This window comes from Azospirillum tabaci (assembly GCF_014596085.1).
GTDB lineage: Bacteria > Pseudomonadota > Alphaproteobacteria > Azospirillales > Azospirillaceae > Azospirillum > Azospirillum tabaci.
This window is the reverse complement of record NZ_JACCJY010000008.1, coordinates 58,895-80,997: the sequence shown is the minus strand read 5'-3', so window position 1 is coordinate 80,997 and position 22,103 is coordinate 58,895. Positions and strand designations below refer to the sequence as shown.

Here is a 22,103-nt window from a genome sequence, read left to right as displayed (position 1 = left end):
CGGACGTTGCCAAAGGGTCGGAGCCGCCGATCGTCAGACGACCGGGTTGGCCTTGGAGACCGAGGAGATGGTGTTGTTGGTCACCGTCTGCTTGATGCTGTCGGCGATGTTGATCGCCGCACGGCCGTTGTTGTTGTAGAAGGTGTTGTCGTACAGGCTCAGCGTGATCGACCCGCTGCCCTTCAGGTGCTCCATGATGCCACCGTTGTTGTTGAAGATCTCGTTGCCGTAGATCTTGTAGGTGACGTTGGTGGTCTGGTTCTGGCCGATGGAGATGCCGACGTTCGAGTTGCCGTAGATCGTGTTGTTGTAGATCTCGGTGCTCGACTTGGCGAGGATGCCGGCGCCGCGCGGGTTCGAGTAGATCACGTTGTCGTGGATCTTCAGCGTGCTGTTGGCCTGGCTGTGGTCGTGGTACAGCCCGTGCGACCGGCCGTCGCCGCCGCCGCTGCCGTTGTTGAAGATCGTGTTGCCGGCGATCTCGCCGCTCAGGATGCGGCCGTTCCAGCCCGAATACACCGCATCGGTCCGCCAGCCGTTGTCGCTGATGATGTTGTTGGTGAAGTACTGGTTGGCGTTGTCGGCGGAGTAATGCACGAGGCCGTAGCCGCCGTTGCCATCGATCGTGGAATGATCGATTCGCAGGTTGTTGGAGGTGCCGCTGATCACCACGCCCGAACCGCGGTTGTCGATGATCTGCGCGTTGGTGACCTTCACGTTGTTGGCGCCGCCGTTGAGCAGCAGGCCGGTGTCGTTCGAACCCGTCATCGTCAGGTTGTCGAACGTGATGTTGTCCTTGTTGTTCAGGCTGACGGCGTAGCTGGCGCCGCTCTTGGCCTTGATGATCGGATCGGCGCCGGTGCCGTAGGCGCCGTAGATGATCGGCTTGTCGGAGGTGCCGGAGGTGGAGACCAGCAGGCTGTCGGTCCAGGTCTCGCCACGCTCGAACAAAACCAGCGAGCCGGCGGCGAAGTTGGTGGAGTTCACCTTGGCCAGCGACTTCCAGGCCTGGTTCGGGTCATGGCCGGAGTTGCTGTCGCTGCCGTGCGTCGCGTCGATGTAGAAGATCTGCGACGCCGGGGTCGCCGGGTAATCCGACGTGCCGCCGCCCGGGTTCGACGGGGCGGGCGGAGCCGTCGGCGTGGTGGGGGTGGTCGGCGTGGTCGGCGTGGTCGGAGTCGTGGGGGTAGTGGGCGTCGTGGTCGCGGCGGGGAAGAACTCCTTGGGCGCGGCGACGACCAGCGTGCCGTCCCACCACATGCCGGACTGGCCCTTGACCACGTCCTTGCTGTCCAGCGCGCCCTTGTCATAGGTGACGGAGGCGTCGGTGGGATTGACGGCGTTGCCGTTGATGGTGATCTTGTTGACGATCAGGTTGCGGTCCTGACCGTTCACGAAGCCATCGTTGTCGTACTGGATCTGGACCTTGTGGGCCTGACCGGCGGCGATGTTCGCGTTGAAGGTGAAGTCCTTGGCGGTGGTGCCGGCGGAGCCCTCGCCGATGACCTTGCCGTCCACCATCACCTTGAAGTGCGGGGACACACCGCCCGCCACGTTGCCGGCGGCGTTGACGACGATCTTCGTGGCGCCCGTCACCGCCTCGGCGGTCGCGGCGGGGAAGAAGTCCTTGGGCGCGGCGACGACCAGCGTGCCGTTCCACCACATGCCGGACTGGCCCTTGACCACGTCCTTGCCGTCCAGCGCGCCCTTGTCGTAGGTCACCGACGGGTCGGCCGCGTCGAGCGCGTGGCCGTTGATGGTGATCTTGTTGACGATCAGGTTGCGGTCCTGGCCGTTCACGAAGCCATCGTTGTCGTACTGGATCTGGATCTTGTGGGCCTGATCCGCCGTCACGTTGGCGTTGAAGGTGAAGTCCTTGGCATCGGTGCCGGCGGAACCTTCGCCGATGACCTTGCCGTCCACCAGCACCTTGAAGTGCGGAGCGACACCGCCCGCCACGTTGCCGGCGGCGTTGATGACGATCTTCGTGGCGTTGTCGGCGGTCGCGGCGGCATCGGCGAGCGCGAGCGGCTGCACCGTCTGGAGGGCCTGGGCCTGGAGGAGGGAGGCCGGCGTCGCAAACGGATCGGCGGTGGACACGGCGGTCTCGCTGATCGTCAGGTGCGACGTGTCGGCGCCGAGATCGCCGGCGTAATTCGTGTGGTCGGTCAGATCCTGGTGGTGGAGGTCGATACCCAGATCGTCCATGGTCTGCACTCTCTTCCTTGTGAGGACGCCACCGCGGTTGGTGGCCAGCGGGGCCGGCACGCGGTCGGTGCGTCCCCATCCTTTCGGTTAGCGCTTTTGCCTTTTGGCTTACCCCTTAAGACTATCCGCTTCGCTGTGGCCTTAAATGGGACGATTTTAGGATAATAAATCTCAAATGTGTGATATCTCAGTCACAGTGATGCCGATGCGCCCCGGTGGCGCGATGATCTGGCGTTGCAACCGTTGGGACAAGCTTCAGCGCCACCCACCGCAGCGGCGGGACCGAGGCGAGCGGTGCGCAGCCAGCAATGGCGATGATGCGGACAAAAAAGGGGATGGTTACGGAATCAGACCGTCCATTGACTCGGGTCAATCCGCCGGAGCCGGTCCGGGCGTAGCCTCCCTGCATGCTTTGCAAGGAGGTATGACATGGAGACGATGGTCTTTCTGGTGCTGGCGCTTCTGCTGACCGGCTTCCTGACGGCGCTGTCGGTGTTGGGCTTGGCCACGCTGCACGCCACCGTGCGGGCCGTCATTCCGCCGCGCCGTCCGATGACCCCCGTCCGGGCGTCGTGACCGGACATCGCCTTTGAATCAAAGGGGGAGGGGGCCGTCGTTCTTGACCTCCTCCATCACCGCGTAGGTGCGGGTTTCCCGGACGCCGGGCAGCGACAGCAGCACATCCCCCAGGAAGCGTCGGTAGGCCGCCATGTCGGCCACCCGCGTCTTCACCAGATAATCGAACCCGCCGGCCACCATGTGGCACTCCAGAACCTCCGGCGCGTGGCGGATGGCCTGGGCGAAGCGGTCGAACACGTCGGGCGTTGTCTTGTCGAGCAGCACCTCGACGAACACCATCAGCCCGAAACCCAGCCGGTGCGGATCGAGCCGCGCCGTGAATCCCGTCACATAGCCATCCTTCAGCAACCGCCGCATCCGCTCGCCGGCTGTGGTGGGCGACAGGCCGACCCGCTCCGCCAGATCCACGGCGGAAATCCGCCCGTCCATCTGCAAAATCGCCAGGATGCGCCGGTCGGTCCGGTCAAGCTCCGTCATTTTCGCGCTCCATGCCGCCTCTGACCGTTGATATCGCGGCCTGAAGGCAAAAACAACCGTGGAGGTACGGCGAACTCCGCGATAGTCTGCGGATGCCGCAGTGGAACAAGCAAAACAAAGCGAACACGGCGGCCTTGAGAAGACGAATTGGATCGGGTGAGAGACACCGTGACCTTCGACAATGGCTCCAATGCCGCGGATGGTGCCGGATCGGCGCCGGGTGGCGGCACGATCCTTCTGCTGGGTGCCGGACGCATGGGCGGCGCCATGCTGCGCGGCTGGCTGGCGCAGGGCGTGCCGGCCTCCGCCATCTCGGTCGCCGATCCCAGCCCCGCGCCGGACTTGGTTGAACTGTCCGCCCGGACCGGCGTTCGGCTGAACCCGGCGGACGGCGCCGCGGTCGATACCCTCGTGGTCGCGGTCAAGCCGCAGATGGTGGAGAGCGCCGCGACGGGCGTGCAGGCGATGCTGGCGCCGCACACGCTGGTGCTGTCGATCATGGCGGGCAAGACGCTGGCCGACCTGCGCCGCCTGTTCCCGGCGGCGGGCAGCGTGGTGCGGGCGATGCCGAACCTTCCGGCGGCGGTTGGGCGCGGCGCCACCGTCGCGGTGGCCGAGGCGGGGTGTCCTGCGGATCGCAAGGAGCGCGCCGCCTCCCTGCTGACCGCCGTCGGGAGCCTGGAATGGCTGGCCGACGAGGCGCTGGTCGATGCCGCCACGGCGCTGTCCGGCTCCGGCCCCGCCTATGTCTTCTATCTCGTGGAGTGCCTGACCCGTGCCGGAGTGGAGGTGGGGCTGCCCGCCGACGTTTCCGAACGGCTGGCCCGCGCCACGGTCGAGGGGGCGGGGGCGCTGATGGGCGCCACCGGCCAGCCGGCGGCGGAGCTGCGGGCCGGCGTGACCTCCCCCGGCGGGACCACGGCGGCGGGTCTTTCCAAGCTGATGGCCGATGACCACCTCCAGAATCTGTTGAACGCGACCCTGCGCGCGGCGGCCCAGCGTGCCGCCGAACTGGGCGGAACCGGCCCGAAAGCCTGAAAAGCATCCCCCTTTCACCATCAGGGACCGGCTCGCCCCCGGCCTGCGGATTCGAGCGGACGACACCGATGAACAGCATGACCAACCCGACCGCCACCCGGACCGTTACCCCGTCCGCCGCCTCTGGCCGCGCGGCCCCGTTCGCGGACTTCGCTCCGCCCATCCGCCCGGCGACCGACCTGCGCGCGGCGATCACCGCCGCCTATCGCCGGCCCGAGCCGGAGTGCCTGCCCTTCCTGTTCGAACAGGCGTCGCTGCCGCCCGGCATCGTCACCGCGGCGGCATCCACCGCCCGCAAGCTGATCACCGCCCTGCGCGCCAAGCCGCGGGGCCGCGGCGTCGAAGGGCTGATCCACGAATACAGCCTGTCCAGCCAGGAGGGCATGGCGCTGATGTGCCTGGCGGAGGCGCTGCTGCGCATCCCCGACCACGCCACGCGCGACGCGCTGATCCGCGACAAGATCGCCGGGGGCGACTGGCAGGCGCATCTCGGCAAGGGCGGCTCGATGTTCGTCAACGCCGCCACCTGGGGCCTGCTGATCACCGGCAAGCTGACCTCGGCGGGGGGGGAGCAGGCGCTGTCCTCCGCCCTGACGCGCCTGATCGCACGCGGCGGCGAGCCGCTGATCCGCCGCGGCGTCGATTTCGCCATGCGCATGATGGGCGAGCAGTTCGTCACCGGCCAGACCATCCAGGAGGCGCTGACCAACGCCCGCCCGATGGAGGCCGAGGGCTTCCGCTACTCATACGACATGCTGGGCGAGGCGGCGCTGACGGCGGAGGACGCCGCGCGCTACTACGCCGACTACGAGAACGCCATCCACGCCATCGGCAAGGCGTCGGCGGGGCGTGGCGTCTATGAGGGGCCGGGCATCTCGATCAAGCTGTCGGCGATCCACCCGCGCTATTCCCGCGCCCAGGCCGACCGGGTGATGGACGAGCTGCTGCCGCGCGTGAAGGCGCTGGCGCTGCTCGCCAAGGGCTACGACATCGGCCTGAACATCGACGCCGAGGAGGCCGACCGGCTGGAGCTGTCGCTCGACCTGATGGAATCGCTGTGCTTCGATCCGGATCTGGCGGGCTGGAACGGCATCGGCTTCGTCGTCCAGGCCTACGGCAAGCGCTGCCCCTACGTCATCGACTTCCTGGTCGATCTGGCGCGGCGCAGCGGCCATCGGCTGATGATCCGGCTGGTCAAGGGCGCCTATTGGGACAGCGAGATCAAGCGCGCCCAGCTCGACGGGCTGCCCGACTTCCCGGTCTACACGCGCAAGGTCTACACCGACGTCTCCTACGTCGCCTGCGCCCGCAAGCTGCTGGCCGCCCCCGACGCGGTGTTCCCGCAGTTCGCCACGCACAACGCCCAGACGCTCGCCACCATCTATGAGATGGCCGGCAGCGACTTCCAGGTCGGCAAATACGAGTTCCAGTGCCTGCACGGCATGGGCGAGCCGCTTTACAAGGAGGTCGTCGGCCCGCTGAAGCGGCCCTGCCGCATCTACGCGCCGGTCGGCACGCACGAGACGCTGCTGGCCTATCTGGTCCGCCGCCTGCTGGAGAACGGGGCCAACAGCTCCTTCGTCAACCGCATCGCCGACCCGGCGGTCCCCGTCGACGAACTGGTCGCCGATCCGGTGTCGGTCGCCAAGGCCATCGCCCCGCTGGGCGCGCCGCACGCGCTGATCGCCCTGCCGCGGAACCTCTACGCGCCGGAGCGGGCCAACTCCGCCGGCATCGACCTGTCCGACGAGACGGAGCTGGACCGCCTGTCCGCCGCCCTGTCGGCCAGCGCCGACATGACCTGGACCGCCGCGCCGCTGCTGGCGGACGGCGAACGGGCGGGGCAGGCCCAGCCGGTGCGCAACCCGGCCGACCGCCGCGACGTGGTGGGTACAGTGACCGAGGCGAGCGAGGCCCTGGTGGCGGAGGCCTTCGGCCACGCCGTCGCGGCGGCGTCCGCCTGGGCCGCCACCCCGCCGGAGGAGCGCGCCGCCTGCCTGTTCCGCGCCGCCGACACGATGCAGGAGCGGATGCCGACCCTGCTCGGCCTGATCGTCCGCGAGGCCGGCAAGTCGCTGCCCAACGCCATCGCCGAGGTGCGGGAGGCCATCGACTTCCTGCGCTATTACGGGGCGCAGGCACGCGACCGTTTCGACAACGCCACCCACCGCCCGTTGGGGCCGGTGGTCTGCATCAGCCCGTGGAACTTCCCGCTGGCCATCTTCTCCGGCCAGATCGCCGCGGCTCTGGCCGCCGGCAACCCAGTGCTGGCGAAGCCGGCCGAGGAAACCCCGCTGATCGCCGCCGAGGCCGTGCGCATCCTCCACGCGGCGGGCATCCCCGCCGGCGCGCTCCAGCTTCTGCCCGGCGCGGGGGAGGTCGGCGCCGCCCTGGTCGGGAACGAGGCGGTGCGCGGCGTGATGTTCACCGGCTCCACCGAGGTGGCGCGGCTGATCCAGCGCCAGCTCGCCGGACGCCTGCTGCCGGACGGCGCGCCGATTCCGCTGATCGCCGAGACCGGCGGCCAGAACGCCATGATCGTGGACAGCTCCGCCCTGGCCGAGCAGGTGGTCGGCGACGTGATCGCCTCCGCCTTCGACAGCGCCGGGCAGCGCTGCTCCGCCCTGCGCATCCTCTGCCTGCAGGAGGACGTGGCCGACCGCACGCTCGCCATGCTGAAGGGCGCCATGCGGGAGCTGCGCATCGGCAACCCGGACCGGCTGGCCGTCGATGTCGGTCCGGTCATCAGCGAGGAGGCCCGCGCCACCATCGCCGGCCACATCGAGGCGATGCGCGCCAAGGGCCGCAATGTGGAGTTCCTGCCGCTGCCCGCCGAAACGGCGGAGGGCACCTTCGTCGCCCCGACCGTGATCGAGATCGGCGGCATCCATGAGCTTGAGCGGGAGGTCTTCGGCCCGGTCCTGCACGTCGTCCGTTTCCACCGCGACGATCTGGACGCCCTGGTCGACTCCATCAACGCGACCGGCTACGGCCTGACCTTCGGCCTGCACACCCGCATCGACGCCACCATCGAGCGGGTCACCGAGCGGATCGGCGCCGGCAACGTCTATGTCAACCGCAACACCATCGGCGCGGTGGTCGGGGTGCAGCCCTTCGGCGGTCACGGCCTGTCGGGCACCGGCCCCAAGGCGGGCGGCCCGCTCTACCTCTCCCGGCTGCTGAGCCGCCGCCCCAAGGGCTGGCTGGAGTTCCGCGGGCCGGACGCGGCGCGCGCGGCGGGGCAGACCTACGGCGAGTGGCTGCGCGCCAAGGGCTTCACGGCGGAGGCGTCGCGCTGCGCCGGCTATGCGGCGCGCAGCGCCATCGGTGGCAGCGCGGAGCTGAACGGCCCGGTGGGCGAGCGCAACCTCTATGAGCTGCACGGGCGGGGCCGCGTCCTGCTGCTGCCGCAGACGCGGACGGGCCTGCTGCTCCAGCTCGGCGCGGTCCTGGCGACGGGCAACAGCGCCGCGGTGGACGCCCCGCCGGACTTGGCCGAGCTGCTGCGCGGCCTGCCCCCGGCGTTGGCCGCGCGGGTGCGGACCACGGCGGATTGGCGCGACGTCGGGCCGCTCGCCGCGGTTCTGGTGGAAGGCGACCGCGAGCGCGTGACCGCCGTCAACCGGCGCGTCGCGGAGCTTCCCGGCCCGATCCTGCTGGTGCAGGCGGCGACCGCCGAGGCGCTGGCGGCGGGACGGGGCGAGGGCTACGACCTCGACCTGCTGCTGAACGAGCGGTCGATCAGCGTCAACACCGCGGCGGCCGGCGGCAACGCCAGCCTCGTCGCGATGAGCTGACAGTGACGAACGGGTCGGGGTGGGCGGTGCGCCGTCTACCCCGCAACCTCCCGTTCGATCACCAGTTCCTCGTCGTCGATGCGCAGGAAGGATCCGACCTCCAGGTCACCACGCGCGATGGCGTCGTTGATGATGATCTGCGCCTCCGCGAGTGTGATCGTCCGGTCATCAAAGAAAACCGGCCCGTCGGCGTGGCGGATGATCCTGAACGTTGCGGTGGTCATCCGGGTATTCTCCTTTGGCAATGCCCTTTCGTTAACCGGCGTGCGGCGCATTCGTCGCGAATCCCGATGCTGCCGCGGCGGAGCGGGCATGGGACAGGACGCAAGGTGTGTCAATAGCCGGAATGTTCTATTTACGGATAGTTGACCGGACACGAACCAACGGGTAGCCAAGAGGTCGGGGGCACCGCAGCGCAGGAGGATCATCAGGGTGAAAGACGACGCCGAACTCATCCGCCATCCGTTTTCCGAACCGCCGGACAATGGAACGGTCCGGGAGGTGGCGCCGGGTGTGTTGTGGCTGCGCCTGCCGCTGCCGTACGCGCTGGACCATGTCAACCTCTACCTTTTCGAGGAAGGGGACGGCTGGGCGCTGTTCGACACCGGGCTGGGCGACGATGTCAGCCGCGACTGCTGGGATCGGCTGCTGCGCGGCCCGTTGGGCGGCAAGCCGATCGTCCGGCTGGTGATCAGCCACTTCCACCCCGACCATGTCGGGCTGGCCGGTTGGCTGCACGAGCGTTTCGCCCCGCCGCTGCACATGACGCAGAGCGAATATTTCTACGCCAAGCTTCTGCAACAAGGGAGAGATCCCCAGACGCTGGAGGCGCAGGACGCCTTCTACCAGTCCGGGGGCCTGTCGCCCGACGAGATCCAGCAGATGCTGAAGCGCGGCCTCAGCTACCTCAACCGCACGACCGGGCTGGCCCCCAGCTTCGAGCGGATGATCCCCGGCCAGACCATGCGGCTGGGCGGGCGCGACTGGCGCATCCTGACCGGCGGCGGCCATTCGCCGGAACAGGCGATGCTCTATTGCGCCGCCGACCGGCTGTTCCTCGCCGCCGATCAGGTCATCGCGCGCATTTCCCCCAACGTCAGCGTCTCGGCGATGCAGCCCAAGGCCGACCCGCTGGGGCTCTACCTGTCGTCCCTGGCCGCGATCCGCGAGGAGGTGGCGGCGGACTCGCTGGTCCTGTCCGGGCACAGGCTGCCCTTCTACGGGCTGGACCACCGCACCCGCGCGCTGGAGGCCCACCACGCCGACCGCTGCGCGCAGATCGCCGAGGCCTGCCGTGCCAAGCCGCTGAGCTGCAAGGAGCTGGTTCCGGTGCTGTTCCGCCGGGCGCTGGATTCGCACCAGTTGAGCTTCGCCTTCGGGGAGGCGCTGGCCCACCTCAACCACATGGTCGGGCGCGGGGAGCTGCGCACCGAGACTCGCGCGGACGGCGTGCTGGCCTACCACAGCGCCTGACCCTTGAACGCCAGACCCTGAAGCGCCACCACCTCACCGGCAGACGCGGTAGGCTCCCATGTCGAGGTGGAAGTGGTCGCGGTGGGCCTCGTTGTAGTCGGGGCCCAGCACCGCGCGGAAGACGTCGCAGGCGCCGTCGCGGACCTCGCGCAGGAAGGCGCCCTTCCCGGTGGCTGTCCGCCCGTCCCCCGGCGTCCAGTCGCCGGGCAGGGCGATGCTGGTTCCGTCGGCCAGCGTGAAGCCGGCGATGTCGAGGGCGTTGGCGGTGGCGTGCTCGCTGCGGCGTCCCTCCGCGCGGCCGTAGACGTTGCGGCAGGCGTAGCTTCCCAGATGGCGCACCCGCGTCACGCGCTGGCCGAAATGCCGCTGCGCTGCGGGCTGGAGCGTGTGCGTCTCGAACAGCATCCAGGCGGCGGCGAGCGGACAGGTGACGGTGAAGCCGCTGTTGAAGGCCACAGCCGAGCGGCTGACCTGGACCGCGTCGGTCAGGCCGCATCCTTCGCCGGTTTGTCGGTCGGTCACCGGACTGAAGCGCAAGCCCGCGGCATCCAGAACGGCGTGGCACTGCCGTGGCGCGCCCTCCAGCCGGGACAGCTTGAGGCGGGTCAACAGGTTCGGCACATCACCGATGTCCAGCGGTGCCCAGGGGTCGTAGCGGGGTGGAACCGTCACCGCGCCCGTTCCCACCATCGCCGCTCCGCCCATGGCGGCCAGAAGCAGCAAAGCCGCCGTCCAACGGAAGAACCGTCCCATACGTCTGTCGTCTCTCCCCGTTGCGCTGCCGCAGTCAGAACAGCCGGGACGGTTGCGTGGCTCCCCCGGACCGTATTCCTCCTAATTGCTTATGAACCGGCGGTGGGGGCGGACTGTTGTCCAAGCGGCGGCTCATCCGTTCGTGCAATTGGACGGAGCGTGACTTCCATGCCACAGTTCAAGCGTTACCCTTCGTCACGCGGTGAGGGAGAGGCCCATGTCCGATGCTCACGATGAAGTCCTGGCCATGCAGGGCCGGACCGAACGCGCGAATTCCACGATCCCGCTCACCGCTTCCTCCGCGCTGGCCTCCGCCGCGGCGCTGTTCCGGAAGATCGAAACGCCCCCGCCGCCGCCGCCCGCCGAGGATTGGATCGTCGGCGACGCCGGGACCTTCGGCATCGGCGCTTATGGCCGTCTGCCCACCACGGCCCCTGCGGCAACGGTGGCGCCGGAGCTGCTGGCGCGGCGGGAGTTGGCGGCGAGGCTCGACGGCGGGATGGCCGAGGACACCGCCGGCTGATTCGCCGCGCGGTTCGCCTCAGCCGTCCTTGCGGTACAGGTCCACCAGCGCCGTGAGGACGGCGGGATCGTCGTAGCGGCCCAGGAACAGGTCGCCGATGGCCCGGCGCAGCAGGATGCTGATCCGGGCGCGGGCGCGGCCATGGACGGCGCCCTCCAGCCGGCGGCAGCGGTTGCACAGCAGGCGGACCCGCTCGACGGCGGAGCGGGTGATGCGCAGCGCCTCGACGCTGACCAGAATGTCGGTGGTGGCGGCGTATTCGGTGGCGTCCGGCCAGGGCACGCGGCGCCCGCGGCCGTCGCGCCACGTCTCGTCCGCCCCGTCGTACCAGCGCCCGTCGGGAAGGCAGCGCACGACCACCCCGTCGGGCCGCCCGCAGCAGCGGCAGCGCAGGTTTCCCGAGGTTTCCCCCACACGCACCGGGTCAAGATAGGGCGCACGGATCTGCATCCGGCTCCCGGAGCGTGTCTGCCTGCCCCGCATCGGCTGTTCCATTCCCTGGCCTGAAATCCCCGCACGGGGGAGGTCCCCGGCGGGACGGGGACCATGACACGGAACGGCCGCTTCGGCGCGTGACTTCTGCGCGGATCAGGCTGCGAACGGCATCAGGAGCAGCGTGACCGAGGCCAGCAGGAAGGCGGCCATCGACCGGCGCCCCACGGCGACGGCGGCTTCGTCCTGCCCGCTCTCCTCCAGGCGCAGCGCCAGGAAGCCCTGGGCCATGCCGGACGCGAAGGTGATGATGTGGATGATCGCGAGGCCGGGCAGCGCATCCAGCCCCAGGAACAGGGTGACCGCGCCCAGCACCATGCCGTTGAAGGCGGCCTGCCGCAGGATCGGTTCCCAATGCTCGCGGGCGACGAAGGTTTCGACCATGTCCAGTGGATGGCCGTTCCGCTCGTCCGGATCGGTGTACAGGCTCATGGCTGGGCTCCACAGTCTTGGTGGGGCTCCGCCCGGCGCGGATGAGGGTGCGGGTTCCGGGCGGGGCGGTGTCAGGACCGGCGGATGCTGTCCGCCATCTTCTTGGCGACGGCCAGCAGATCGCCGTCGGCCTTGTTGCCGGTGACGGTGTAAGCGACCAGCCCGGCCCGCCAATAGACGAGCCGCAGGCTGTCCTGCACGACGGTGTGCAGGGTGCCGTCCTGCGCCGGGCCTCCGGACGCGACGAACAGGGTCAGCAGTTCGCCGTCCGGTTCCCTGTAGAGAAACTGGAGAGCGGTGCCATGGTTCCACGGCACGATGCTGGCCCGGATCAGCGTCAGTTCCGAACCGATGGCGGGAAGCGCCACCGTCATTCCGCGACCCTCCGGCAGCGGCACCTGGGCGGTCTGCGCCGGAACCGGCGTGACGTTCGTCTGGGGCGGCGACGTCTGCAGCGTGTTGAGCGCGACGGCCTTGGAATGCGCCTCCACCGCCTCGTCGGCGAAGGCGGGGACGTCATCGACCTCGCCGGCCAGTTGCGGTCCGGTGGCCCCGCCCGACTGCACCCACACGGTCAGGCTCCATCCCCCCATGACCAGCAGCATCGCGGCGGCCAGCGGGGCGACCCGCCGGGTGAAGCGGTCCATGTCCAGACGCCAGCGCAGGCGCCCGGCCAGCGTTTCGGTCTCCTGCACCGAAACGCTGGCCATCATGTCCAGACCCAGCTTCAGCATCTCCTGCTGGTGCCGATACTCGTTCAGCTTGGCGGCCAGGGCCGGGTTGGCCGCCAACTGCGCTTCGAAGGCGGCGCGGCGGGCCGGCTCCATCTCGCCGTCCATATAGAGATGCAGGTCGGCGTCCTGGTTGAGGCTGATGGGATCGCTGCCCATGGCTCACCTCACCGCCCGCAGGGCGGTCTGGTTGCGGTCCCGGTGGCCCATCTCCACCCGCAGCGCCTCCCGCCCGCGGGCCAGGCGCGACATCAGCGTGCCGAGGGGGATGTCCAGCTGGCGGGCGGCCTCCTGGTAGCTCATCCCCTCCACGGCGACGAGGGTCAGGACGCGGCGCTGCTCGTCCGGAAGGGTGGAGAAGGCCTCGATGGTCCGCATCAGCTCGACATGGTCCGGCTGGTTGGGCGGCATCTGCCCGTAGGTCATGGCCTCGATGGCCGAAGCGCCGCGCGCCCGCACCTGCTCCCGCCGCACCCCGTTGACGTGGACGTTGTGCAGGATGCCGAACAGCCAGGACCGCAGGTCGCCGTTCGGCCGGAAGGTCCGGGAGCCGGAGATGGCGCGCACCAGCGTCTCCTGCACGAGATCCTCCGCGTCGTCGCGGTTGCGCGCCAGCGCGAGGGCGTAGCGGCGCAGGGAGCGCAGTTGATTCGACAGTTGATCGCGCAGGCTGAACGTCACGTCTCCACCCCGTGGACTGGATTTTCCCGAATTCCTGCTCCGTTTTCGTTCCGGGAGGGCCTTTTAATCCCGGGGTGGGACGCTTTCCGCGGTCGATCGTCGTCGTGGTCGCGGGACGGCCGGTGCAGGGAGCCATCGGCGAGGATGATCTCGCTGGCCATCAGCCCGCCCTTGCGGACACGTCCGGTGACGGTGATGGGAGCGCCCGGCTCGATGCCTTCCGGCAGGAGGCCGCGCACCCTGACATCCGTCCGGGCGCTGTCGTCCTGAACGGTCATCCAGTTGACGCCCACCGCGGCGACCGACCCGGAGACGGTCCCGCCCCCGGTTCGCAGCACCTCGGCGACCGGCTGCGGCGAGGCGGCCTGGACCGTGCGGTGCCGCTCGCCGGCGTCGGCGGGGCCGGACAGAAGGACGGCGACGGCCGCGGCCAGAGCGGGAGCGGCAAGGACGGGGAGGGTGGTGGAACGGCGCATGATCCTGTCTCCATCGCAAGGGGCGGGAGGTCCGCCCGAACAGGAGGGATCATGGCAAGGCGCGGCTGAGCCTCGTCTGAACGGGGCGTTCAACCGCGGTTCAGGAAGACCGATCACAATCCGCTTGCTCGGCGGGAGTCAGCCTAAAAATTAGAGATATCTTATTTTAAGGGCGGATGAGGCCCATGTCGTCCACCGAGCCATCCACCGAGCCATTCATCGAGCCGCCGCTCGACCCCGCCGAGCTGGAAGCTCGGGCCGCCGAGGCGGAAGCCTTCCTGCGCTCCATCGCCGGCCGGCACCGGCTGATGATCCTGTGCAGCCTGCTGGATGGGGAGGTGCCGGTGGGCGGCCTCGCGCGGCGGCTCGGCCTGTCGCAGTCGAACCTGTCCCAGCATCTCGCCAAACTGCGGGACGAGGGGTTGGTCGCCACCCGGCGGGACGGCACCTCGATCCACTACCGCATCGGGTCGGACCGGGTGCGTCCGATTCTGCCGGAGTTGTACCGGCAGCTCTGCGTCGGCGCGCGCTGCGTGGCCGACGCGGACCCAATGCCCTGATGTCCTCCTCTCAGCGTTCGACCGGGCCGGATGCGGCCATCCAGGCGGCCATGCCGCCGTTCAGCCGATGGATGTCTCCAGTGTAGCCGCCGGCCGCCATCCTGGCCGACGCCGGGCCGCAGCGCCGCCCGCTCTGGCAATGGAAGACGAGATGCTTGCCCGTCGCGTCCGGCACGCGGGCCGGGTCGAACTGCGACAGCGGCACCAGCGTGGCGCCGGGGATGTGGCCGGCGCGGTGCTCGTGCGGTTCGCGGACATCGACGATCACCGCCGAGCCGTCCTTCAGCCAGTCCATGACGGTGGTGGCGTCGACGGTCTTGATCTGGCCGCTCATGGCGTTGGCGCTCCGGTTCAGGCCGAGAAAGGAAAGAAGGGTCTTGAGCATGGTCATCCCTGGATGTTGGAACGGTCACGATGGTCGGCGGCGTTCCCGCGCAGGACGATGCAGATCGCCGGGATCGCCAGCACCATCAGGAGGGTCGAACTGAACAGCCCGAACAGCAGCGAGATCGCCAGCCCCTGGAAGATCGGGTCGGTCAGGATGAAGGCGGCGCCGATCATCGCGGCGACGGCGAACAGCGCCGCGCGGGCCGGCGAGCGTGGGAGGAGGGAACGGGGCATGGCGGGCCACTTCACACGGGAAGAACGGGGCTCTGGGTGTCTTGACATATTATTTTAGAAGTTACTAAATTAGTGTCAACGAATGAAATGACCCAACCGCCACCCCGAACCGGCACAGAGGAGACCGCATCATGAGCATCGACCGCGTCGTCATGGCCTTCGCCGGAACCATGATCCTGCTGAGCCTCGCCTTGTCCCAGATTCACGGCCCGAACTGGCTGTGGCTGACCGCCTTCGTCGGGGCCAACCTGCTGCAGGCGGCCTTCACCGGCTTCTGTCCGCTGGCGATCGTGCTGAAGCGGATCGGGCTGCGCCCCGGCGTCGCCTTCCCCTGAGCGCGTGTGGCCAGGCGGATTGAAAGCGGCAGCGTAAGGGTGTATGCGGCGCGTCGGGGGCCGTTCCGGCGGTTCCCCGCGTCTTCACCCGTCCGAAGGATGCCATGCGGTTCACGGTCCGCCCGGGTTGCCTGATGCTAGCGCTGCTGGGGGCGCTCTCCGCCGGGCTTCCCGCCCGGGCGGCGGAGCCGCCGATCCGCGTCGGCGTGCTGGCCTACCGCGGCGGCGACCACGCCAACGCCGTCTGGGAACCGACCGTCCGTTATCTGGCGGACCGCTTTCCGCAGCGCGGGGCGGAGATGGTGCCGCTCGACCTGCCGGGCATGGACGCGGCGGTGGCCGCCGGCAGCGTCGATTTCGTTCTGACCAACACCGGCAATTATGTGGAACTGGAGGCCCGTCACGGCGTCACCCGCATTGCCACGCTCCATTCCTCCCGCTCCGGCGCGTCGGGGGCGGCGGTGGGATCGGCGCTGATCGTCCGGGCCGGGCGCGACGACATCCGCAGCCTCGCCGACCTCAAGGGCAAGTCTGTGATGGCGGTGGACCCCGACGCCTTCGGCGGCTTCCAGGTTGCCTGGGGCGCGATGCTGACGGCCGGGGTCGATCCCTACGCCGACTTGAAGGAACTGCGCTTCTCCGGTTTCCCCGTGGACCGCGTCGCCTTCGCCGTCCGCGACGGCGCGGTGGACGCTGGCGTTCTGCGCGCCTGCGTGCTGGAGGAACTGGCCCAGGAAGGCCACCTCGACCGCGCGGGTTTCCTGGTCGTTGGCGCGCGGACGGAGCCGGGGTTCGGCTGCGCCCTGTCCACCGGCCTCTACCCCGACTGGCCGCTCGCCCGGCTGGCCGAAACGCCGGAGGATCTGGCGAAGGCGGTGGTGGTCGCGCTGTTCCAGATGCCGGAACGCCATCCGGCGGCGCTGGCCGGCGGCTACGAGGGCTGGACGGTGCCGATGGACTACCAGCCGGTCCATGGCCTGTTCCGCAGCCTGCGCATCGGCCCCTACGAGCATCTGCGCGACGTCACCCTTCTCGACCTCGCGCGGGAGCATTGGCACTGGCTGGCGCTGGCGGCGCTGGCCCTGCTGTGGTGGGCGGTCCATTCGCTGCGGGTCGAGCATCTCATCAAGGTGCGCACCGCCGAGCTGCGCGCGGCCAACCGCGAGCTGCGCCGCGAGATGGCCGAGCGCCGCCGCGCCGAGGACACCGCGCGGGAACGGCAGAAGGAGATGGACCACGTCGCCCGCCTCTCCATCCTCGGCGAGATGGCCAGCAACATCGCGCATGAGCTGAACCAGCCGCTGGGCGCCATCGCCAATTACGCGCGCGGCTGCACGCGGCGGCTGGAGGCGGGGGTGGGCAGCGCCGCGGAGTTCGCGGAGGCGTCCCGCGCCATCGCCGCCCAGGCCGACCGTGCCGGGCAGATCATCGCCCGCATCCGCGACTTCGTGCGCAAGCGCGCCGTCCAGTTGGAGCCGGCCGACGTCAACGGCGCGGTGGAGGCGGCGCTGCAGCTCTGCGAGGGGCGGGCGCGCAGCGGCAACATCCCGGTCACCCGCACTCTGGCCGCCGGCCTGCCGCCGGTCCTGGCCGACCGGGTGCAGATCGAGCAGGTCGTTCTGAACCTCGTCAAGAACGCGCTGGACGCGATGGACAGTCCGGCGGACGGCAAGGAGGCGGGGGAGGGACGCAGCGTCACCGTGCGGACCGGGCTGGACGCGGAGGGGCGGGTGGAGATCGCCGTGGCCGACCGCGGACACGGGTTGTCGGAGGACGCGCGGGCGCGCCTGTTCGATCCCTTCTTCACCACCAAGCCCGGCGGCATGGGGCTGGGGCTGTCGATCTGCCGGACCATCGTGGAAAGCCACGGCGGCCACCTCTGGGCCACCGATCATCCGGGCGGGGGCACCGTGGTGCGCCTCGTCCTGCCCGCAGCGGAGGAAAAGGTCAATGCAGGCTGACGCGGCCCGCACCGTTTACGTGGTGGACGACGATCCGGCGATGCGCCATTCGCTGGGCTGGCTGATCGGGTCGCTGGGCGTGGCGGTGGAGTCCTTTGGTTCCGGCGAGGAGTTCCTGCGCGCCGTCCGCACCGACCGGCCCGGCTGTCTCGTCACCGACGTGCGCATGCCGGGGATGAGCGGGCTGGAGTTGCAGGACACGCTGACCCGCGCCGGTTCCGTCCTGGCCGTCGTGGTCATCACCGGCCACGGCGACGTGCCGATGGCCGCCCGCGCCTTCCGCGCCGGGGCGGTGGACTTCATCGAGAAGCCCTTCAACGACCAGCTTCTCCTCGACCGGGTGCACGAGGCGCTGGAGACGTCCCGTCGGGCGTGGGAGGCGCAGGCGCGCAAGGCCCTTGTCCGCTCCCTGCTGGGCCGTCTGACCCCGCGGGAGCGGCAGGTCGCCGATCTGGTGGTGCAGGGCAAGCCGAACAAGGTGATTGCGGCGGAGATCAACCTCAGCCTGAAGACGGTGGAGGTGCACCGCCACAATGTCATGGACAAGCTGGAGGTCGCCTCCGTCTCCGACCTGACCCGGCTGCTTCTGGAAGCGGAATAATGGTCAGACGGCCGCCATGGCCTGCCGCACCCAGCCGAGCAGGGCAGGCAGCGGCATCGCCCCGGCGGTGCGCGCCACCTCGCGCCCATGGTGGACCAGAACGAGGGTCGGAATGCTGCGCACGCCGAAGCGGGCGGCCAGATCGGGTGCGGCCTCGGTGTTGACCTTGGCGAGGCGGACATGGGGTTCCAACCGGCCGGCCGCCTGTTCGAAGACCGGGGCCATCATTCGGCACGGTCCGCACCACTCCGCCCAGAAGTCGATGAGCAGCGGCAGGTCGCTGCGCTCCGCCTGGGCGGTGAAGCGGGCGGCGGTCAGCGCGATCGGCTTGCCCTGGAACAGCGGTTGCCCGCAACGGCCGCATTTCCCGGCGCCGGGCTGGTCCAGGCGTCCGCGCGGCATGCGGTTCAGGGTGTCGCAGTTCGGGCAGGCGACGTGCAGAAGATCGGACATGGCGCGGCTTTCCTCCAGGACGGGCGTCTTTATGAGCGTGATCTAATGCAGCGCGCGGCAGGCGCAAGAGGCGGGCGGCGGCCCTTTTCATTGCGGGGTCAAGGGGATGGCACGACGCAGGGATGTGCGCCTTCGGCATTGCGGTTGGCGGTGCGCTGTTCCTAGAATGCCGGCCCGTGGCCGCTGCCCCCGCCGGGAGCGGTCAAGTCCTTCCGCCCACATCCTTCCGCAGAACCGCGACTCCGAATGAAGCCTTCCTTTTCGTCCGCCTCCGCCGCCGGCTGTTCCCCCGTGGACGATTCCGGTTCCGTCCTGGCGCGCGCGCGGGCGCTGACGGTGGGATGGGGGGCCGGAGCGCGGGCGCTGTCCACGCTGCCCGCCGCCGCGGTCCCGGCGCCCTATCGGGCGTTGCTCGACCACGACCGTGGCATGACCGCCGTCCTGTCGGAGCGGTGGGGCGAGCCGGTGGGCGTGCGGGTGCTGCGCCAGCGGACGGAGCCGAGCGGGGCGGCGCTGCTTCGCGACATCGTATTGACGGTCGGGCCGGACGCGCTGCCGGTGGAACTGGCGAGCATCCGCATCGCGCTCGACGGCTTTCCCGCGGCCTTCGCCGAACAGCTTCAGGAGGGAACGGAGCCCTTCGGGCGCCTGCTGACCCGCAACGGCGTCGTCTTTTCGGTGGAGGTGTCGGGCCTGTTGGCCGCCCCCGCCGCCGAGGCCTGGGCCCCGGAGGGGCGCGTGTCCCCCGGCGCCACGCTGTACGGGCGCATCGGGCGGCTGGTGCGGGCGGACGGCTGGACCATTGCGGAAACGGTGGAACTCCTTCCTCGCGCCTGACGCCGAACGGGGTGCCATCCGGCGGGGCATCTGCTAAACCTGCAAAACCGTCCACGCCCTTCGCATCGGTGACCATGACCGCCCCGCATCTTCCCTATCTGTCGCAGTTCTCGCTGGAAGGACGGCTGGCGCTGGTCACCGGGTCCGGACGCGGGCTGGGTCTGGAAATCGCCCGCGCCATGGCCGGGTCCGGCGCCCATGTGCTGCTGAACGGGCGCGACGCCGCGCGGCTGGAGCCGTTGGCCGAGGCCATCGCCGCGGCGGGCGGGCGGGCCTCCGTGCTGGCCTTCGACGTGGCCGACCGGGACGCGGTGCGGGACGCCTTCGCGCGGATCGGGCGGGATTACGGGCGGCTGGACGTGCTGGTCCAGAATGTCGGGCAGCGCAACCGCAAGCCGCTGACCGACTTCGCGGACGAGGAAATCAGCGACCTTCTCAACGTCGATCTGGGCGCCGGCCTGATCCTGGCGCGGGAGGCGGCGCGGCTGATGCTGCCCCAGGGCTTCGGGCGGCTGATCACGGTGACCTCCATCTCGGGGCAGATCGCCCGCGCCAACGACGCGGTCTACGCCGCCGCCAAGGCCGGGCTGGCCGGCATGGTGCGGGCGCTGGCCGCCGAGTACGGCGGAAAGGGCCTGACCAGCAACGCCATCGCGCCGGGCTTCTTCGCGACGGAGACCAACGCCGGCATCACCGGCAACCCGGCCCTGTCCGCCTACTTCGAGGGACGCACCCCGATCGGCCGCTGGGGCCGCCCGGAGGAAATCGCCGGGGCCGCCGTCTTCCTGGCCTCGCCCGCCGCGTCCTACGTCAATGGGCATGTGTTGGTGGTGGACGGCGGCGCCACCATTCTCATGTGAAGGCCGGTCTTACAGGAAGCTGTGCCGCCATGCTGGCGATCCCCTTGTCATGCGCCGATCCGGCGGAGGCCTTCCGCGCCCTGTCCGGACAGCCCTGGTCGATGCTGCTCGACAGCGCCGCTCCGCACCCGTCCCATGGCCGCTACAGCTACATCGCGGCGGAGCCCTTCCGCACCCTGGAGTCGTTGGACGGGCGGGCCTATCTCGACGGCCGGCCGGTCGAAGGCGACCCCTTCGCCGTGCTGGCGGAGGAGCTGGCGCGCCACGCCCGGCCAGAGGGCCCGCCGGGACCGGCGCCTTTCTGCGGCGGGGCGGTCGGCTTCATCGGTTACGAAGCGGGGCTGCGGCTGGAGCACATCCGCTCGCGCCACGCCAACCCCGGCGGCCAGCCGGAGATGGCCTTCGGCTTCTACGACGCGGTGGCCGCCTTCGACCATGCGGAGCGCCGAGCCTGGGTGATCGCCGCCCGCCCGGAGGCGGAGGACCGCGCCCGCGCCCTGGCGGCCCGGCTGGAGGGCGGCGGGGCGTCCCCCCTCGGCCCCGTCCCGGCCGCCCCCTGGCGGAGCGAGCTGGAGCGCGACGACTATCTGGCGCGGGTGGAGCGGGTGCTGGAGTACATCCGGGCCGGCGACATCTATCAGGCCAACTTCACGCAGCGCTTCCTGGCCGCACGGCGCGACGGGCTGGACAGCTACGCGCTGTACCGGCGGCTGCGCGCGATCAGCCCGGCGCCCTTCGCCGCCTATCTCGATTGCGGTCCCCGCCTGCGCATCGCCAGCGCCTCGCCGGAGCGCTTCATCCGTCTCAGCGCCGCCGGTGAGGTGGAAACGCGCCCGATCAAGGGCACCCGCCCGCGCTACGCCGACCCCGCCGCGGACGCCGCCGCCGCCGCGGAACTGGTGGCCAGCGTCAAGGACCGGGCGGAAAATCTGATGATCACGGACCTTCTGCGCAACGACCTCGGCCGGGTGTCGCGCGTGGGCAGCGTCCGGGTGCCGACGCTCTACGGGCTGGAGAGCTTCGCCAGCGTGCATCACCTCGTCTCGGTGGTGACGGCACGGTTGCGGCCCGGCCTGGGGGCGGTGGACCTGCTGCGGGCGGCGCTTCCCGGCGGCTCGATCACCGGGGCGCCCAAGATCCGCGCCATGCAGATCATCGACGAGCTGGAGGTGGCGCGGCGTGGCGCCTATTGCGGCTCCGTCGCCTGGATCGGCTTCGACGGCGCGATGGACAGCAGCATCGTCATCCGCACCCTGTCGATCACCCCGGATACGGTGATCGCCCAGGCTGGCGGCGGCATCGTCGCGGATTCCGACCCGGCGGACGAGCATGAGGAGATGATGGTCAAGATCCGCGCCCAGCTCCGCGCGCTGGGGGAGGAACGGACATGAGCTCGGGCATGAACGTCGTCTGGCTGAACGGGCGCCTGCTGCCGGCGGAGGAGGCGCGGATCGACCCGGCGGACCGCGGTTTCACGCTGGGCGACGGGCTGTTCGAGACGATCCGCGTGTCCGGCGGCACCGCCCGGCATCTCGACCGGCATCTTGCCCGGCTGGGGGGCAGCGCCGCGCTGCTCGGCCTGCCGCTTCCCCGCGGCGCCGCGGCGCTGGCCGACGCCGCCGAAGCGCTGATCGCGGCGGAGGGCCGGGCGGAGGGCGTGCTGCGGGTGACGTTGACGCGGGGCACCGGAGCGCGCGGCGTGCTGCCGCCGGCGGACGCCGTGCCGACGCTGCTGATGACCCTGGCCCCCGCTCCGCCGCCCGGCGGCCCGGTGGAGGCGGTCATCGCCCGAACCACCCGGCGCAACGAGCATTCGCCGCTGTCGCGCGTGAAATCGCTGAACTATCTGGATTCCATCCTCGCCCGGCAGGAGGCGGCGACGCGCGGCGCAGGGGAGGCGCTCCTGCTCAACAGCGCGGGCCGTCTGGCCGAGTCCAGCGTTGCGAACCTGTTCATCGTCCGCGGCGGGCGCCTGTTGACCCCGCCGGTGGCCGAGGGCGCTCTGCCGGGCATCCGCCGCGCGCTGATTCTGGAATGGGGGGATGCCGAGGAGGCGCCGGTCTCCGTCGACGAACTGCTGGGAGCCGAGGAAGCCTTCCTGACGAACAGCCTGGGCCTGCGCCCGCTGCTGCGCGTCGACGGGCAGGCCATCGGCGCCGGGACCGTGGGAGCGGTGACGGCGGCCCTGCTGAAGGGCATCGCGACGGAGTAGAAC

Annotated in this window: 25 protein-coding genes; 13 read left to right on the top strand and 12 right to left on the bottom strand. The window is 70.1% G+C overall.

The genetic code is table 11. The features are described from left to right. Positions 1-33: 33 nt before the first annotated feature. Entirely contained in the window at positions 34-2,208 is a 2,175-nt protein-coding gene (locus tag H0B54_RS11755; protein WP_188260461.1) for a carbohydrate-binding domain-containing protein, read from the bottom strand. Between the two features lie 429 nt (positions 2,209-2,637). Here H0B54_RS11755 and H0B54_RS11750 point away from each other — a divergent pair, with 429 nt between their 5' ends. Continuing rightward, the gene (locus H0B54_RS11750; protein ID WP_170295754.1) at positions 2,638-2,784 is read left to right on the top strand and encodes a hypothetical protein; all 147 of its coding nucleotides are present in this window, start codon (positions 2,638-2,640) and stop codon (positions 2,782-2,784) included. 18 nt (positions 2,785-2,802) lie between these two features. Here the strand turns inward: H0B54_RS11750 and H0B54_RS11745 are convergent, their stop codons facing one another. Further along, positions 2,803-3,264 (bottom strand): Lrp/AsnC ligand binding domain-containing protein, encoded by a 462-nt coding sequence (locus H0B54_RS11745; RefSeq protein ID WP_014242014.1) that lies wholly within the window; start codon positions 3,262-3,264, stop codon positions 2,803-2,805. Between the two features lie 168 nt (positions 3,265-3,432). On the opposite strand from H0B54_RS11745, the gene proC reads away from it, so the two are divergent. Together proC and putA are read left to right on the top strand one after the other, a co-directional pair. Further along, on the top strand, positions 3,433-4,302 hold the full coding sequence (proC, locus tag H0B54_RS11740) for a pyrroline-5-carboxylate reductase (protein WP_343068928.1): 870 nt from the start codon (positions 3,433-3,435) through the stop codon (positions 4,300-4,302). A gap of 68 nt (positions 4,303-4,370) precedes the next feature. Further along, the gene (putA, locus tag H0B54_RS11735) at positions 4,371-8,099 is read left to right on the top strand and encodes a trifunctional transcriptional regulator/proline dehydrogenase/L-glutamate gamma-semialdehyde dehydrogenase (RefSeq protein ID WP_211109330.1); all 3,729 of its coding nucleotides are present in this window, start codon (positions 4,371-4,373) and stop codon (positions 8,097-8,099) included. Between the two features lie 35 nt (positions 8,100-8,134). On the opposite strand, the gene H0B54_RS11730 is transcribed toward putA, so the two are convergent. Next, entirely contained in the window at positions 8,135-8,323 is a 189-nt protein-coding gene (locus tag H0B54_RS11730) for a hypothetical protein (protein ID WP_035680009.1), read from the bottom strand. A 208-nt stretch (positions 8,324-8,531) separates the two neighbouring features. Between H0B54_RS11730 and H0B54_RS11725 the strand changes: the two genes are divergently transcribed. Beyond that, the gene (locus tag H0B54_RS11725) at positions 8,532-9,572 is read left to right on the top strand and encodes an MBL fold metallo-hydrolase (RefSeq protein ID WP_188260460.1); all 1,041 of its coding nucleotides are present in this window, start codon (positions 8,532-8,534) and stop codon (positions 9,570-9,572) included. A 33-nt stretch (positions 9,573-9,605) separates the two neighbouring features. Here the strand turns inward: H0B54_RS11725 and H0B54_RS11720 are convergent, their stop codons facing one another. Beyond that, complete coding sequence (locus H0B54_RS11720; RefSeq protein WP_188260459.1) at positions 9,606-10,325, bottom strand: extensin-like domain-containing protein; 720 nt, start codon at positions 10,323-10,325, stop codon at positions 9,606-9,608. A 217-nt stretch (positions 10,326-10,542) separates the two neighbouring features. Here H0B54_RS11720 and H0B54_RS11715 point away from each other — a divergent pair, with 217 nt between their 5' ends. Then, positions 10,543-10,848: a hypothetical protein gene (locus H0B54_RS11715; RefSeq protein ID WP_188260458.1), complete on the top strand. Its 306-nt coding sequence runs from the start codon at positions 10,543-10,545 to the stop codon at positions 10,846-10,848. An 18-nt stretch (positions 10,849-10,866) separates the two neighbouring features. On the opposite strand, the gene H0B54_RS11710 is transcribed toward H0B54_RS11715, so the two are convergent. The 5 genes from H0B54_RS11710 to H0B54_RS11690 all read right to left on the bottom strand — a co-directional run bounded on the left by H0B54_RS11710 (position 10,867) and on the right by H0B54_RS11690 (position 13,660). After that, on the bottom strand, positions 10,867-11,298 hold the full coding sequence (locus H0B54_RS11710) for a hypothetical protein (RefSeq protein ID WP_094303609.1): 432 nt from the start codon (positions 11,296-11,298) through the stop codon (positions 10,867-10,869). Between the two features lie 138 nt (positions 11,299-11,436). Further along, positions 11,437-11,772 (bottom strand): hypothetical protein, encoded by a 336-nt coding sequence (locus H0B54_RS11705; RefSeq protein WP_188260457.1) that lies wholly within the window; start codon positions 11,770-11,772, stop codon positions 11,437-11,439. Positions 11,773-11,843: 71 nt separating this feature from the next. After that, entirely contained in the window at positions 11,844-12,662 is an 819-nt protein-coding gene (locus H0B54_RS11700) for an anti-sigma factor family protein (protein WP_188260456.1), read from the bottom strand. Positions 12,663-12,665: 3 nt separating this feature from the next. Then, entirely contained in the window at positions 12,666-13,184 is a 519-nt protein-coding gene (locus H0B54_RS11695) for a sigma-70 family RNA polymerase sigma factor (RefSeq protein ID WP_188260455.1), read from the bottom strand. Continuing rightward, complete coding sequence (locus H0B54_RS11690; protein ID WP_246472491.1) at positions 13,181-13,660, bottom strand: cytochrome c maturation protein CcmE domain-containing protein; 480 nt, start codon at positions 13,658-13,660, stop codon at positions 13,181-13,183. The genes H0B54_RS11695 and H0B54_RS11690 overlap by 4 nt, the downstream gene beginning before the upstream one ends. A gap of 185 nt (positions 13,661-13,845) precedes the next feature. On the opposite strand from H0B54_RS11690, the gene H0B54_RS11685 reads away from it, so the two are divergent. Then, positions 13,846-14,220 (top strand): ArsR/SmtB family transcription factor, encoded by a 375-nt coding sequence (locus H0B54_RS11685; protein WP_188260454.1) that lies wholly within the window; start codon positions 13,846-13,848, stop codon positions 14,218-14,220. Between the two features lie 10 nt (positions 14,221-14,230). On the opposite strand, the gene H0B54_RS11680 is transcribed toward H0B54_RS11685, so the two are convergent. Beyond that, positions 14,231-14,605, bottom strand: coding sequence for a rhodanese-like domain-containing protein (locus H0B54_RS11680; RefSeq protein WP_246472490.1), 375 nt, complete (start codon positions 14,603-14,605; stop codon positions 14,231-14,233). 2 nt (positions 14,606-14,607) lie between these two features. Continuing rightward, positions 14,608-14,841 (bottom strand): hypothetical protein, encoded by a 234-nt coding sequence (locus H0B54_RS11675; RefSeq protein ID WP_246472489.1) that lies wholly within the window; start codon positions 14,839-14,841, stop codon positions 14,608-14,610. Between the two features lie 131 nt (positions 14,842-14,972). On the opposite strand from H0B54_RS11675, the gene H0B54_RS11670 reads away from it, so the two are divergent. From H0B54_RS11670 to H0B54_RS11660, 3 genes are all read left to right on the top strand, one after another. Continuing rightward, positions 14,973-15,176 carry a YgaP family membrane protein gene (locus tag H0B54_RS11670; protein WP_040137050.1) on the top strand — a complete coding sequence of 68 codons (204 nt, stop codon included), beginning with the start codon at positions 14,973-14,975 and terminating at the stop codon, positions 15,174-15,176. Positions 15,177-15,280: 104 nt separating this feature from the next. Continuing rightward, positions 15,281-17,137 (top strand): sensor histidine kinase, encoded by a 1,857-nt coding sequence (locus H0B54_RS11665; protein ID WP_188260452.1) that lies wholly within the window; start codon positions 15,281-15,283, stop codon positions 17,135-17,137. Further along, complete coding sequence (locus H0B54_RS11660; protein ID WP_188260451.1) at positions 17,127-17,738, top strand: response regulator transcription factor; 612 nt, start codon at positions 17,127-17,129, stop codon at positions 17,736-17,738. The genes H0B54_RS11665 and H0B54_RS11660 overlap by 11 nt, the downstream gene beginning before the upstream one ends. 3 nt (positions 17,739-17,741) lie before the next feature. Here H0B54_RS11660 and trxC read toward each other — a convergent pair whose 3' ends face one another. Continuing rightward, positions 17,742-18,191 carry a thioredoxin TrxC gene (trxC, locus tag H0B54_RS11655; protein WP_188260450.1) on the bottom strand — a complete coding sequence of 150 codons (450 nt, stop codon included), beginning with the start codon at positions 18,189-18,191 and terminating at the stop codon, positions 17,742-17,744. 291 nt (positions 18,192-18,482) lie between these two features. Here trxC and H0B54_RS11650 point away from each other — a divergent pair, with 291 nt between their 5' ends. The 4 genes from H0B54_RS11650 (at position 18,483) to H0B54_RS11635 (ending at position 22,100) form a co-directional block, all read left to right on the top strand. Further along, positions 18,483-19,028: a hypothetical protein gene (locus H0B54_RS11650; protein WP_343068927.1), complete on the top strand. Its 546-nt coding sequence runs from the start codon at positions 18,483-18,485 to the stop codon at positions 19,026-19,028. A gap of 74 nt (positions 19,029-19,102) precedes the next feature. Continuing rightward, positions 19,103-19,888, top strand: coding sequence for an SDR family oxidoreductase (locus tag H0B54_RS11645; RefSeq protein WP_188260448.1), 786 nt, complete (start codon positions 19,103-19,105; stop codon positions 19,886-19,888). A 29-nt stretch (positions 19,889-19,917) separates the two neighbouring features. Continuing rightward, complete coding sequence (gene pabB / locus H0B54_RS11640) at positions 19,918-21,279, top strand: aminodeoxychorismate synthase component I (RefSeq protein WP_188260447.1); 1,362 nt, start codon at positions 19,918-19,920, stop codon at positions 21,277-21,279. Beyond that, entirely contained in the window at positions 21,276-22,100 is an 825-nt protein-coding gene (locus H0B54_RS11635; protein WP_246472488.1) for an aminotransferase class IV, read from the top strand. The genes pabB and H0B54_RS11635 overlap by 4 nt, the downstream gene beginning before the upstream one ends. The last annotated feature ends 3 nt before the right edge of the window (positions 22,101-22,103 follow it).

Excerpts from the sequence above, each read along its gene's own strand:
- H0B54_RS11755 (WP_188260461.1), bottom strand. The coding sequence starts at position 2,208 with ATGGACGATCTGGGTATCGACCTCCACCACCAGGATCTGACCGACCAC.
- H0B54_RS11750 (WP_170295754.1), top strand. The coding sequence starts at position 2,638 with ATGGAGACGATGGTCTTTCTGGTGCTGGCGCTTCTGCTGACCGGCTTC.
- H0B54_RS11745 (WP_014242014.1), bottom strand. The coding sequence starts at position 3,264 with ATGACGGAGCTTGACCGGACCGACCGGCGCATCCTGGCGATTTTGCAG.
- putA (WP_211109330.1), top strand. The coding sequence starts at position 4,371 with ATGAACAGCATGACCAACCCGACCGCCACCCGGACCGTTACCCCGTCC.
- H0B54_RS11730 (WP_035680009.1), bottom strand. The coding sequence starts at position 8,323 with ATGACCACCGCAACGTTCAGGATCATCCGCCACGCCGACGGGCCGGTT.
- H0B54_RS11720 (WP_188260459.1), bottom strand. The coding sequence starts at position 10,325 with ATGGGACGGTTCTTCCGTTGGACGGCGGCTTTGCTGCTTCTGGCCGCC.
- H0B54_RS11715 (WP_188260458.1), top strand. The coding sequence starts at position 10,543 with ATGTCCGATGCTCACGATGAAGTCCTGGCCATGCAGGGCCGGACCGAA.
- H0B54_RS11710 (WP_094303609.1), bottom strand. The coding sequence starts at position 11,298 with ATGCAGATCCGTGCGCCCTATCTTGACCCGGTGCGTGTGGGGGAAACC.
- H0B54_RS11705 (WP_188260457.1), bottom strand. The coding sequence starts at position 11,772 with ATGAGCCTGTACACCGATCCGGACGAGCGGAACGGCCATCCACTGGAC.
- H0B54_RS11700 (WP_188260456.1), bottom strand. The coding sequence starts at position 12,662 with ATGGGCAGCGATCCCATCAGCCTCAACCAGGACGCCGACCTGCATCTC.
- H0B54_RS11690 (WP_246472491.1), bottom strand. The coding sequence starts at position 13,660 with ATGCGCCGTTCCACCACCCTCCCCGTCCTTGCCGCTCCCGCTCTGGCC.
- H0B54_RS11685 (WP_188260454.1), top strand. The coding sequence starts at position 13,846 with ATGTCGTCCACCGAGCCATCCACCGAGCCATTCATCGAGCCGCCGCTC.
- H0B54_RS11680 (WP_246472490.1), bottom strand. The coding sequence starts at position 14,605 with ATGCTCAAGACCCTTCTTTCCTTTCTCGGCCTGAACCGGAGCGCCAAC.
- H0B54_RS11675 (WP_246472489.1), bottom strand. The coding sequence starts at position 14,841 with ATGCCCCGTTCCCTCCTCCCACGCTCGCCGGCCCGCGCGGCGCTGTTC.
- H0B54_RS11670 (WP_040137050.1), top strand. The coding sequence starts at position 14,973 with ATGAGCATCGACCGCGTCGTCATGGCCTTCGCCGGAACCATGATCCTG.
- H0B54_RS11665 (WP_188260452.1), top strand. The coding sequence starts at position 15,281 with ATGCGGTTCACGGTCCGCCCGGGTTGCCTGATGCTAGCGCTGCTGGGG.
- H0B54_RS11660 (WP_188260451.1), top strand. The coding sequence starts at position 17,127 with ATGCAGGCTGACGCGGCCCGCACCGTTTACGTGGTGGACGACGATCCG.
- trxC (WP_188260450.1), bottom strand. The coding sequence starts at position 18,191 with ATGTCCGATCTTCTGCACGTCGCCTGCCCGAACTGCGACACCCTGAAC.
- H0B54_RS11645 (WP_188260448.1), top strand. The coding sequence starts at position 19,103 with ATGACCGCCCCGCATCTTCCCTATCTGTCGCAGTTCTCGCTGGAAGGA.
- pabB (WP_188260447.1), top strand. The coding sequence starts at position 19,918 with ATGCTGGCGATCCCCTTGTCATGCGCCGATCCGGCGGAGGCCTTCCGC.
- H0B54_RS11635 (WP_246472488.1), top strand. The coding sequence starts at position 21,276 with ATGAGCTCGGGCATGAACGTCGTCTGGCTGAACGGGCGCCTGCTGCCG.